The sequence below is a fragment of the Streptomyces sp. NPDC001492 genome (assembly GCF_053597275.1).
Genome location: NZ_JBSFHW010000041.1, coordinates 64,919 through 76,546, shown reverse-complemented (window position 1 = coordinate 76,546; position 11,628 = coordinate 64,919). Strand labels below are relative to the sequence as shown.

Sequence of the window (11,628 nt, the reverse complement as noted above, 5' to 3'; positions counted from 1 at the left end):
GAGAGCATGTTCCATGTGAATTCTGAGGTCGGTGAGCTGAAACAGGTCATCCTGCACGAGCCCGGACTGGACCTGGAGCGGCTGACGCCGAGCAACAAGGACGCGCTGCTCTTCGACGACGTCGTCTGGATCTCCCGTGCGCAGGAGGAGCACCGACTCTTCCAGCAGCTCTTCCGCGACCGGGGAGTGACGGTCCATCTCCTGCACGGCCTGCTCGCCGAGACGGTCAAGCACGAGGAGGCCGTGGCCTTCGTACTCGACCGCGTCCTGGACGAACGGCAGCCCCATCTGGGTGCCACGCTGGCCGGGACGACCCGCCGGCTGCTCGCCGCGATGGGGCCGGAGGACCTGGCCACTCACCTGCTCGGCGGACTGACCAAGCGCGAGCTGACCGAGGCGCTGGGGGAGGGTCGCACCGGCGGCCGGTCCCTGGGACTCGATCTGCTGGCCGACGGCGACTTCGTCCTTGCGCCGCTGCCCAACTCCTTGTTCACCCGCGACACGAGCTGCTGGGTGTACGACGGCGTCTCGGTCAACCCGATGCGCAAGGCCGGCCGCATGCGCGAGACGGTCAACTACGAGGCGATCTACCGGTTCCATCCGATGTTCGCGGACCAGGGCGCGAAGCGCTGGATCGACGGCGAGGCCATGGCGCCGGCCGCGATCGAGGGCGGCGACGTGGAGGTCATCGGCAACGGCACCGTTCTGGTCGGCCTGGGCGAGCGCACCACCCCGGCCGCCGTGGAGATCCTGGCCCGCCGGCTCTTCGACGCGGGTTCCGCCCGGCGGGTGATCGCCGTACAGCTGCCCAAGGCCCGCGCCTTCATGCACCTGGACACCGTGATGACCATGGTGGACAGGGACGCCTTCACTCTCTTCACCGGCCTCGACCGCCGCGCGCTCAGGTCCTGGACGCTTCTGCCCGCGGCCCGTCAGGGGCTCGCCGTCACCGAGAACGACGACTTCTTCGCCGAGATCGCCGCCGCGCTCGGCCTGCCCTCGGTGCGGGTCCTGCAGACCGAACAGGACACCAGTGCGGCCGAGCGCGAGCAGTGGAACGACGGCTGCAACCTCCTGGCCGTCGCACCCGGCACCGTCATCGCCTACGAGGTCAACGAGAACAGCAACCGGATGCTCGAGGAGAACGGCATCGAAGTGCTGCGCATCAGGGGCGACCAGCTCGGCCGGGGCCGCGGCGGCCCGCGCTGCATGAGCTGCCCCATCGAGCGCGCCGCCGCCTGACCCGGGCGACCGGTCCATCCGTCCACCGGTCCATCCGTCCATCGGTCCACCGACCGCCTGCTTCACAGACAGAGAGGGATCCTCCGTTGCTCACCACCGCGCTGCCGGCCGTACGCCAGGCCACCCGTCGGCACTACCTCATGTGCCGTCCCACCCACTTCGACGTCACGTACGAGATCAACCCCTGGATGAACGCCGCCAAGCCCGTCGACACCGACCTGGCGATCGAGCAGTGGGACGGCCTGAGAAGGCTGTACCTCGAGTACGGCCACGCCGTCGACCTCATCGAGCCCGTCGAGGGCCTGCCCGACATGGTCTTCTCCGCCAACGGCGCGACCGTCGTCGACGACCGCGTGCTGGTGGCCAGGTTCCGCCATGCCGAACGGGCCGCCGAGGCGGCGGCCCACCGGGAGTGGTTCGCCTCCCGCGGCTACCGCGACCTCCACACCGCCACCTACGTCAACGAGGCCGAGGGCGACTACATGGTGGTGGGCCGCACCATCCTGGCCGGCACGGGGTTCCGCACCGACCCGCGGGCCCACGCCGAGCTGCGGGAGGCCCTCGGCTGCGAGGTGGTCACGCTCACCCTGACCGACCCGCGCTTCTACCACCTGGACACGGCGCTCGCCGTGCTCTCCGACACCGAGGTCATGTACTACCCCGGGGCCTTCTCCGCGGACAGCCTCGCCACGCTGCGCGAGCTCTACCCCGACGCGGTCGTCGCGGAGGAGGCCGACGCGGAGGCGTTCGGGCTCAACGCGGTCTCCGACGGGCTGCACGTGTTCCTGCCCGACACGGCGACCGGACTCGCCGCGCAGCTGCGCAGTCGCGGGTTCGAGCCGATCGGGGTCGATCTGTCCGAACTGCTCAAGGCGGGCGGCAGCGTGAAGTGCTGCACGTTGGAGATCCGCCACCAGGTCCAGGCCTGATTCCACCCGGCGACGGGGGCGCCGAGTCCCGTCCAAATCACAGGAACACCAGCGGGAGACCATCCATGAGTACTCGCGAAAGTCACACCTACGATGTGGTGGGCGTCGGATTCGGCCCGTCCAATCTGTCGCTCGCCATCTCCCTGGAGGAGCATCACGCCAATGTGCTGACCGACCCGGTCACCTCCGCCTTCTTCGAACGCCAGCCGAAGTTCGGCTGGCACCGGAACATGCTGCTGCCGTCGGCGACCATGCAGATCTCCTTCCTGAAGGATCTGGTCACCTTCCGGAATCCGGCATCGCGGTTCAGTTTCGTCTCGTTCCTGCACGCGCAGGGCCGGCTCGCGCAGTTCGTCAACCGCAAGAACTTCTTCCCGACCCGCCAGGAATTCCACCAGTACCTGGAATGGGCGGAGTCGCATCTGACCAACCAGGTCACCTACAACTCGGCCGTGCTCGCCGTGCGGCGGCCGCCGGGCACCGCGCCCGGTGCCATCGACCACCTGGAGCTCGAGATAGGCGACACCGTGCGCGGCACCACCCGCACGGTGAACGCCCGCAACATCGTCGTCTCGACGGGTCTGCGACCGCGCATGCCCGACGGCGTCGTGCGCGACGAACGGGTCTGGCACAGCTCGGAGTTCCTGACCCGGTACGGCCTGGCGAACCCCGCGCAGCTGAAGAGTGTGGCCGTGGTCGGCGCCGGCCAGAGCGCGGTGGAGATCACCAAGTTCCTCCACGCGCGGCTGCCGCACGCCCAGGTGCACGCGGTCTTCCCGTCGTACGGCTACTCCGTCGCGGACGACACGCCCTTCGCCAACCAGATCTTCGACGCCGAGGCGGTCGACGACTACTACTTCGGCGAGGAGGTCACCCGCGAGGCGTTCTGGCGCTACCACCGCAACACCAACTACGGGGTGGTGGACAACAGCGACATCGGGGAGCTCTACCAGATCGCCTACGACGAGGAGGTGTCCGGCGCCAGGCGGATGCACTTCCACAACCTGACGAAGGTGACGTCCGTGACGAGGGACGGGCACACCGCACGCATGCAGCTGCGCCGGCTGGACGGTGCCCAGCGGGAACTCGGCGTCGACATGGTCGTCTTCGCCACCGGCTACGACCCGTTGGACCCGACGGAGCTGCTCGGTGACCTGGACCGCTACTGCCTGCGCGACGAGTCGGGCCGGCACCGGGTGACCCGCGACTACCGGCTGGTCACCACGCCGGAACTGTCCTGCGGCATCTACCTCCAGGGCGGCACCGAGCACACGCACGGTCTGACGTCGTCGCTCCTGTCGAACATCGCCGTGCGCAGCGGCGAAATAGTCGACGCCATCATCAAGGAACGCGCGGAACGCGGAATGGCGAGCGCCACGGCCGCGGCGTAATCACCGGCGCACCCGGACCCGTGAGCCCCTGGGATTCGTCCCCGGGGCCCACGGGCGTGCCCGAAACAGAAATGCGAAGCCGAATGCAGGAGGAAAGCAGCGCGCCGAACACGGAGGTTTTCCTCCATGGTGCGCCCGCCCGAAGCCGCGTAACTTCATTGGCATCCTGCACATTTCGAAGGGGCCGTCGGGGCCCAGAGGGAGGGCGGCACAATGGAATCCACGGCAGACGCGATGGTTGCCGGCGCGGTGATGCTGAGCGCGACGGCGCTGCTCGCCACGGGGCTCGTCTGGGTCTCGACGAACTGGACACGGGAACGCGGCGCCGCCGAGCGTGCCGCCGCGCAGCGGCAGCGGGAGCTGCACTCCGAGGTGGCCGAACTGGGCCGCCGGGTGGGGGCGCTGCAGCGGCTTCTGGAGGGCGTGGACTGACGCACCGATACTCCTTCGATAAAGCCGTTCCCTAGCGTCGTGCCCACAGGACATTCCCAGTGGAGGCGACGCACATGACCGGTGGCGTGGAGTACGGATACGAGCGGAAGCTGGCGGCCCTGTGGGCCGAGGCGCTCGGCGTTCCGGTCGAGCGGATCCGACGCGGCGACAACTTCTTCGAGATCGGCGGGACCTCACGGGCCGCGGCCCGGCTGGTGGTGGCGCTGGAGCGCCGCCTGTCCGTCGCCGAGTTCGCCCGCACCCCCACCCTGGCCCAGATGGCGGACCTCCTCGAGCGGCGCGGCCCGGATGCCGGGCAGAGGAAGTGATCCGCCATGCGTCTTGTCATCGCCGAGGGCTCCGCGATCCTCAGGGCCGGGCTGGCACACGTGCTCGGCGCCCAGGGCCACAAACTCGCCGCGGCCGTCCACGACGTCCGGGTGCTGCCCGCGCTGGTCGCCATGCACCGCCCCGACGTGCTGATCACCAACGTCCGCCTCGCGCCGACCTGGAGCGACGAGGGCGTGGACGCCGCCCTGGACATGCGGCGCCGGCAGCCGGGATGCGGCGTCCTGCTCTTCTCGGCGGCCCCCGAACCCGAGCACGTCGCCCGGCTGTTCGCGGGTGACGGTGCGGGTCTCGCGTATCTGCTCCAGGACCGTATGACGGACTCCGACGAGTTGGTGGACACGCTCACCCGGATCGCGGAGGGCGGCACGGTCGTCGACCCCCGTATGGTCAGGGCGCTCGCGGTGGGTACGACCCGCACGAGCCGCGAGGAGCGGCGTGCCAGGCGCGGGGGAGGGCTCGACGTGCTCAGCGAGCGGGAGTCCGAGGTCCTGGCGCTGATGGCGCAGGGCCGCACCAACAGCGCCATAGCCGAGCAACTCGTCGTCTCCCAGGGCACCGTAGAGAAACGGGTCGCGTCGGTCTTCGACAAGCTCGACATTCCCGGCAGCCCGAGCGACAACCGCCGGGTGCTCGCCGTGCTGCGCTACCTCTCGGACCGGCAGGCGCCCGTGCCCGTCCCCGCCGTCGGCCAACCGGACCCCAGGCACCGCCATCTGACGAGCGTGGCCTGAGACCCCGTACCCGCGCCGTGGCAGCCGGGCGGCCCGTGCCGTCCGGCTACCACTCGATGATGTTCCGGGCGGTCAGGTCGGCCAGGAACGCGGTCACGTCGGCGAGGGCCTCCTCCTCGTCGATGCCGTACTGATCCACCAGCACCCGCGCGACGTCACCGACGCTGCGGGTGCCGTCGGCGTTCGCGTAGACGAGTGCCGCGGAACCGTCGAGCAGCAGGGCCTGGTCGGCGAAACCGAGCAGCAGGTCCTCGCCCGAACGGCGGACACGGATGCCGAGCACGCGGCGGGGCACGTCACGAGGGGCGATGGGCGGGGCGTCGTCGGTCACGGCGTCTCCACTCGCAGGGAGATGTCCTGGCACAGGCCGAGGACTTCCCTGATCCAGGGTTTCGGGTCGGCGGCGTCGTAGCTCCGCATGGTCTCCAGGGACCAGTACCGCTCGAAGCTGAGGAACTCGGGCGCCACCACACGCAGCCGGGTGGGCCGCCACTTGGGCATGTGACTGCCGAACTCGCCGTGGCTTTCGAGCAGCGCGTCCACGGCGTGGCCGAAGGCCCGCCGTGCGGAGATGGTCGCGCTCTCCGGATTTCCGTCCTCCAGCTGGCCCAGAGCGTCCTCGACGGCGTCGTCCGCGAGGTTCAGCGACCGGACGACCAGGAAGGACTTGAAGGCGGAGTCCGCGAGACGCCTCCGGCACCCCTCCACCCAGTGCTGACCCAGCAGCGTCAGACAGTTGGCCATGCGTCCCAGCGAGACCTCCTCGCGGGGCGTCAGTGCCTCTCCGGCCAGATCGCGCTCGTACGCCTCCCAGGAGACCTTGGCGAGCAGTTGGTCGATCTGGCTGTCGAGCCAGTACGTCACCTCCCAGCGCCGGCCGTCCTCGTGGAACGTCTCGCTCTGCACGCCGGGCGGATCCAGGGGCATCGGGATCGGCCTGCTGGTGGGGGTGTCCCATGCACGTGTGGTGATGACGTACACGTCGTTGTCGCTGCGCGCGTTGTTCCACCCCCGAGCGGCTGATCCCACGACCACCGCCGCCAGGCAGTCCTCCGGTATCAATTCTCTCCGGCGCAGTGGCTCAAGCCATTCCTCGGTGCTGATCTGCTGCATTTTCGGCCTCTCCCGATTCGTAAATGAGGGGCGCAGTCGGCGAAGTCCGATCGATAACGGATCGAAAAGTCGGGTGACTAGTTTTATCAACACAACCGGTGCTCACCGGAAGGCCCACCAAGCGGAGGAGTTCCCCATGAAGAAGTACATCAAGCCGTCTGCGAAGAGCGTCAAGCAGAGCTCGGTCCTGAAGAGCAACACCTGATTCTACCTGTGGGTGGGCGATCCCTTCGAGGGATCGCCCACCCACATTTGTTTTTCGGCGTTCCTCGAACACGCCGACAGGCTGAGGAGATTCGATGTGCGGCATTGCGTGCGTAGCCCGGCTCGACGGCCGGGAGCTGGGGCCGGAGACGGACTCCGTGCTCCATGAGATGGCGGAAATCCTGGACCACCGAGGTCCCGACGACCGGGAGCTGATGCGTGACGGGCCCGTCGGCATGGCTTTCACCCGGCTTTCCCTCGTGGACCCGGCGGGCGGTGGCCAGCCGCTGGTCAGTGACGACGGCTCCCTGGTGCTCATCGCCAACGGCGAGGTGTACAACCACAGGGAACTGGCCGCCGGCCTGCCGGGCGGTGCCCGTCTCCGCACGGGATCGGACTGCGAGGTGCTGCTCCACCTCTACCGGCAGCGCGGAATGGACTTCCTGCGTGACGTGCGCGGCATGTTCGGTGTCATTCTGTGGGACCGGACCAACGGTCAACTGATCCTCGCCCGGGACCGATTCGGTGTCAAACCCCTCTACTACCAGCGCGACGGCCGGCGCATCGTGCTGTCGTCGGAGATCAAGGGCCTGTTCGCCGACCCGGCCACTCCCCGGGGCTTCGACTGGGCGCGCTCCCTGTCGGTGGCGATGCTGCCGGCTTCGCCGCGTTTCGCGGAGCCCGACATGTGCACGTGGTTCGAGGGCGTCGAGAGCGTCCCGGCCGCCACGGTCCTGCGCATCGACCTGCGCGACGGCCGGACCACCGAGCACCGCTACTGGGAGCTGCCGACCGAACCGGACGAGGACGCCGACGCCGAGGCCCTGATCGGCCGCTACGGTGAACTGCTCGAGGCGTCGGTGGCGGAATGTGCCACCGCCGACACGGAACTCGGTCTGTTCCTCTCCGGCGGGATCGACTCCGGCGCGGTCCTGGCGCTCGCCGCCGAGCGCCTCGACACCCTGCACACCTTCACCGCCCTGACCGGCGGTACCCACGACAACGGCGACGCCGAGAACGCTCAGTGGATCGCGCGCGAGCTCGGGGTGCCCAACCACCAGGTGGTGTTCCCACGCGACCACGCGCCGTCGCCCGAGGAATGGCTGCGGCTGCTGTGGCTCACCGAGACACCGCTGTGCGGCCCCGAGGCCTATTACAAGCACGAGCTGCACCGGTTCGCGCGCCAGGAGCGGCCGGAGCTGCGCGGGATGCTGCTGGGCGCGGCCAGCGACGAGTTCAACGGCGGGTACTCGCGCGACGTCCTCGGCGAGGGCGACTGGCAGTCCTTCCTGGACGGCCTGGCCTACCTCGACCGCGAGACGCGGCTGGAGCGCGATCCCGCACTGGCCCGCTGGTGGACCGGCGGCGAGTCGCTGATCGCGCTGTCCGCGCTGGAGGGGGGCAGCGACCGCCGGGGCGAGGACGTGTACCGGGCGTATGTCGAGTCCGAGTACCGCAAGGTGCAGCAGTACAACGTGTGGCACGAGGACCGGACGGCCGCCGGGAGCGGCATCGAGGCCCGGGTGCCCTTCCTCGACCACCGGCTGGTCGAGCTCGTCGCGACCGTTCCGGACCGGCTGCGGCCGCGTCTGCTGTGGGACAAGCGCATCCTGCGCGACGCCATGACCTCGCGCATGCCCGAAAGGATCGCCCAGCGCCCCAAGGGACCGTTCTTCTACGGCACGGGTACCCGGCACGCCTATCGCATGCTCGTCCGCCTGCTGCGCGCGGACGACTGCCATCTCGTGGAACGCGCGCTCTCGGCCCCGGGCGCGGACGTCTTCCTCGACGCGGACGCCGTACGGCGCAGGCTCGACGCCCTGGGCGACGGCGACACGGACAACCCGCAGGTCGAGATCCTGCTGCGGGTCGTCAACACGGGGCTGCTGGCCGAAATGGCGGCGAAACCGCCCCGGCTCGGCGACCTTTCGGCGGGCACGGTCCTGTCCTCGCTGGGCGGCCCGGTGGCGGACGCCGGCGAACTGTTCGCCCCGGTCCGTGGCTTCGAAGGGGACGGTGTCCTCAGGCTCGCCGGTGACGCCACCCTGCTCACCGACGACGCGGGCGCCTGGTTCCTGCTCCGGGAGGGGCAGATCGAGTACGTCTTCGAGGACGACTCGCCGGTCCTGCGGGTCCTGCGCCGACTGGAGGACTCGGCGTCGCTCGGCGGCGCCCTGGAGGCCGCCGGAGCGGATCTGGACGAGGTCCGCCCCGAGCTGGACGAGCTCCTCGGCCAGCGACTGCTCGGCTGGGCGTCATGAGCGGGGCGAGCCGCGCGGCCCTGCCGGCGGAGGGCGCGAGCGTGTCCCGGCTGCCGGCCGCGCCGGGCGGCACCTACCAGCGACTGGCGCGCGAACAGCTGGTGCCGGGCACGGCGGCGGCCAGACCGGTGCTGAGCACCTACGCCAGCCGCTTCGGCCGATGGGACGACCTGGCCGGCGTGCGCCGCAAGCCGCAGCGCCGTCCGGTGGATCCGGCCGACCTCTACTTCCCGCCCGAGCTGTATCCCGTGGTGTCCCATCCCCTCGTGGTCGCGCGGGGGCCGGCCACCGTGCGGATGCTGCTGCTGCAACGGCTGTACGACTACCTCGACTTCACCACCGAACTGGAGAACCTCGCGGTCATCCCGGTGGCGGCGAAGATCGCCCGCGGCGCCTCCGGCCTCATCCTGCCGCGGCAGATGCAGGCCGACGCCTTCAAGATCGTCACCGACGAGGCGTGGCACGCGCAGTTCTCCTACGACTTCACCCAGGAGCTCGAACGCGTCACCGGGGTGCCCGGGGGAGGGGGCGGAGTCCCGGCGTTCGTACGGCGGTTGGACGAGATCGCCGCCCAACTGCCCCCGGAGGTCGCGGGGCTGGAGGCGCTGGTCTTCTCGATCGTCAGCGAGACGCTGATCTCCGGCATCCTGTCGGAGCTCCCGCGGGACGAGAGGCTGCCCCGTCCCGTGCGCGAACTGGTCCGTGACCACGCCGAGGACGAGGGACGCCACCACGTCTACTTCCGCTCGGTGCTCCGGCATCTGTGGCCGGCGCTGACCCTCCGCGAGCGACGCGCCGTCGGACCCCATGTGCCGGCGATCATCCAGGCGTTCCTCACCCCCGACCACACGCAGGTGGCGACCCGGCTCGCGGCCGTCGGACTCTCGGACGACGAGATCGTCCAGGTCGTCACCGAATCCTGGCCGGAGCACGAACTGACGCTCTCCATCGCGCAGTCGGCGGCACCCGCCGTCCGGTACTTCACGGAGGTCGGGGCCCTCGACGACAGCCGCACGCGGTACGCCTTCACGGCAGCGGGGCTGCTCGCGGGTGAGGCGGAACCGGACACCGACCCACGGGAAGGGACGCGGTCATGACCGCTGCGCTCACCGGGAGGACGACGCGGTCGTCCTCGTCGTCCTCGTCGTCCTCGTCGTTCTCGTCGTTCTGGCGTTTCTGGACAGCGACGACCGTGAGCGGGGTCGGCTCGGCCGTCACCCTGGTCGCTCTGCCGCTGGTGGCCGTGACCGTTCTCGGCGCGTCGGTGGCCCAGGTCGGTCTGCTGGCAGCCGCCGGTCAGGTCGGATGGCTGATCCTCGGGCTTCCCGCGGGCGTCATCGTCCAGCGGTATCCGCTGCGCGGGCTCCAGGTGGCCACCGACCTCATACGGCTTGTCGCGCTCGCCTCCATCCCCCTCGCGTGGTGGCTGGGACACCTGACCTACGCGCACCTCGTCGTGGCGGCCCTGACCGTCGGACTCGCGACGGTCGTCTTCGACGTCGGCAACGCCACCTTCCTGCCGGCCGTCGTCGACAAGAAGGACCTGACCGCACGCAACGGTCTGCTGTCGGGCACCCTCGCCGTGACCCAGACGGGCGGCCCCTCGCTCGGGGGTCTGCTGGTCCAGTTGTCCGGGCCGGTGGGGGCCCTGTGCGTCGACGCCGTGAGCTATCTCGTCTCGGCTCTGACCCTGCGCACCCTGCCCGAGCTGCCGCGCCCCACGTCTCCCTCGCCCGCCCGGGCGGGGTTTCGCCGGCAGATCCGCGAGGGGTGGGAGTTCGTCGTCCGGCACCCCGTGCTGAGGCCGTGCATGTGGTGGGCGACCGCCACGAACTTCGTGTGCGGCGCCCTGGTGGCGCTGACGCCCACCTATCTGGTCCGCGAGGCGCACCTGACGCCCTTCATGGTGGGGCTGCTGATCGCCGCCGACGGGGTCGGCGCTCTGGTGGGCTCCTTCGCCGCCGCCCGGCTCGCCGCCCGGTTCGGCACCGCGCGCGTCCTGGTCCTGGCCTCACTGACCGGCGCCGTACTGGCCCTGGCCATGCCGCTGACGGTGGGGTTCGGCAGCGCCCTCTTCTTCGTGGTCGGCAACGCCGGCTTCAACGGCGGTGTCGTGATCGGCAGCATCGTGACCCGGACGCACCGTCAGACGGAGTCACCGCCGGAGCTGCTGGGGCGGGTGATGGCGACCGTCCGCTTCGTCTCGTGGGGGGCGTCTCCGGTGGGCGCGGCCCTCAGCGGCCTGGTGGCGGCGACCGCGGGACTGCGTCCGGCGCTCTGGCTCGTGTGCGCGTGCGCCTTCGTGGGGCCCGTCATCCTTCTGACGAGCTCAATCCGCGAGCGACGGGACCTGTCACAGGAGGCGGCCCGGACACGGGCTCAAAGCGTGATCCAGTAACGCCGTTTCACCCCGATCGGGGTGGTGCGGACGTCCTCCAGGACGCCTCCGTTCGCCTCTATCGTGCGGGCGGAGGCAGTGTTGCCGTCGTCGCAGGTCAACAGGACCCGGTCCAGGCCCAGTCGGCGCGCCTCGGGGAGGACGGCGCCCAGGGCCCAGGTGGCGTGTCCTCGCCGGCGGGCCGAGGGGCGGACGCTGTAGCCGATGTTGCCTCCGCCCTCCAGCAGGAAGGCGTTCAGATAGTGCCGTACGTCGATCGCCCCCAGATAGGTGGAGTCCTCGACGATCCACAGGTGCGTCGCGTGCACGCTGCCCTCCGGCATGGGCAGAGACCGGTCCGACTGCGCCCGCAGGCGCTCCACCCACTCCCCGAAGCCCGCCGCGGTGTCGAGATCCGGCCCCGCCAGCCGCAGTCCGCTGCCGTCCTGATGAGCGTCCGGGCCCCACTCCTGCCGGGCCTCGGTCCAGGAGGTCCTCAAACGTGTGGTGGGCTCTATGAGTCTGAGCATGCCGAGGAGATTAACATTCAATTCATTCGGCAAGGAGGCCGCTTTTCCGTCGAACTCTTGATCTGGT

At 70.0% G+C, this 11,628-nt stretch carries 12 protein-coding genes; 9 read left to right on the top strand and 3 right to left on the bottom strand.

Translation table 11 applies throughout. From position 1 onward, the window contains the following. Positions 1–6 precede the first annotated feature (6 nt). The 6 genes from ACWC1K_RS38335 (at position 7) to ACWC1K_RS38310 (ending at position 5,076) form a co-directional block, all read left to right on the top strand. The gene (locus ACWC1K_RS38335; protein ID WP_450837548.1) at positions 7–1,242 is read left to right on the top strand and encodes an arginine deiminase; all 1,236 of its coding nucleotides are present in this window, start codon (positions 7–9) and stop codon (positions 1,240–1,242) included. An 86-nt stretch (positions 1,243–1,328) separates the two neighbouring features. Then, positions 1,329–2,171: a dimethylargininase gene (ddaH, locus tag ACWC1K_RS38330; RefSeq protein ID WP_450837546.1), complete on the top strand. Its 843-nt coding sequence runs from the start codon at positions 1,329–1,331 to the stop codon at positions 2,169–2,171. 65 nt (positions 2,172–2,236) lie between these two features. After that, the gene (locus tag ACWC1K_RS38325; protein ID WP_450837545.1) at positions 2,237–3,562 is read left to right on the top strand and encodes a lysine N(6)-hydroxylase/L-ornithine N(5)-oxygenase family protein; all 1,326 of its coding nucleotides are present in this window, start codon (positions 2,237–2,239) and stop codon (positions 3,560–3,562) included. 213 nt (positions 3,563–3,775) lie between these two features. Further along, positions 3,776–3,994, top strand: coding sequence for a hypothetical protein (locus ACWC1K_RS38320; RefSeq protein ID WP_450837543.1), 219 nt, complete (start codon positions 3,776–3,778; stop codon positions 3,992–3,994). Between the two features lie 74 nt (positions 3,995–4,068). Then, complete coding sequence (locus ACWC1K_RS38315; RefSeq protein ID WP_266957258.1) at positions 4,069–4,323, top strand: acyl carrier protein; 255 nt, start codon at positions 4,069–4,071, stop codon at positions 4,321–4,323. A gap of 6 nt (positions 4,324–4,329) precedes the next feature. Further along, on the top strand, positions 4,330–5,076 hold the full coding sequence (locus tag ACWC1K_RS38310; protein WP_450837541.1) for a response regulator transcription factor: 747 nt from the start codon (positions 4,330–4,332) through the stop codon (positions 5,074–5,076). 46 nt (positions 5,077–5,122) lie between these two features. Here ACWC1K_RS38310 and ACWC1K_RS38305 read toward each other — a convergent pair whose 3' ends face one another. Then, entirely contained in the window at positions 5,123–5,407 is a 285-nt protein-coding gene (locus ACWC1K_RS38305; protein WP_450837540.1) for a PqqD family protein, read from the bottom strand. Beyond that, complete coding sequence (locus ACWC1K_RS38300; RefSeq protein WP_390695158.1) at positions 5,404–6,189, bottom strand: hypothetical protein; 786 nt, start codon at positions 6,187–6,189, stop codon at positions 5,404–5,406. Before ACWC1K_RS38300 ends, ACWC1K_RS38305 begins: the two co-directional genes overlap by 4 nt. Before the next feature lie 299 nt (positions 6,190–6,488). Between ACWC1K_RS38300 and asnB the strand changes: the two genes are divergently transcribed. From asnB to ACWC1K_RS38285, 3 genes are read left to right on the top strand one after another with little or no spacing between them, the layout of a single operon-like run. Next, positions 6,489–8,654: an asparagine synthase (glutamine-hydrolyzing) gene (gene asnB / locus ACWC1K_RS38295; RefSeq protein ID WP_450837539.1), complete on the top strand. Its 2,166-nt coding sequence runs from the start codon at positions 6,489–6,491 to the stop codon at positions 8,652–8,654. Continuing rightward, positions 8,651–9,751, top strand: coding sequence for a diiron oxygenase (locus tag ACWC1K_RS38290; RefSeq protein WP_450837537.1), 1,101 nt, complete (start codon positions 8,651–8,653; stop codon positions 9,749–9,751). The genes asnB and ACWC1K_RS38290 overlap by 4 nt, the downstream gene beginning before the upstream one ends. Continuing rightward, entirely contained in the window at positions 9,748–11,052 is a 1,305-nt protein-coding gene (locus ACWC1K_RS38285; RefSeq protein WP_450837535.1) for an MFS transporter, read from the top strand. Before ACWC1K_RS38290 ends, ACWC1K_RS38285 begins: the two co-directional genes overlap by 4 nt. Here ACWC1K_RS38285 and ACWC1K_RS38280 read toward each other — a convergent pair. After that, positions 11,034–11,561 (bottom strand): GNAT family N-acetyltransferase, encoded by a 528-nt coding sequence (locus ACWC1K_RS38280; RefSeq protein WP_450837533.1) that lies wholly within the window; start codon positions 11,559–11,561, stop codon positions 11,034–11,036. The genes ACWC1K_RS38285 and ACWC1K_RS38280 overlap by 19 nt on opposite strands. Positions 11,562–11,628: the final 67 nt, after the last annotated feature.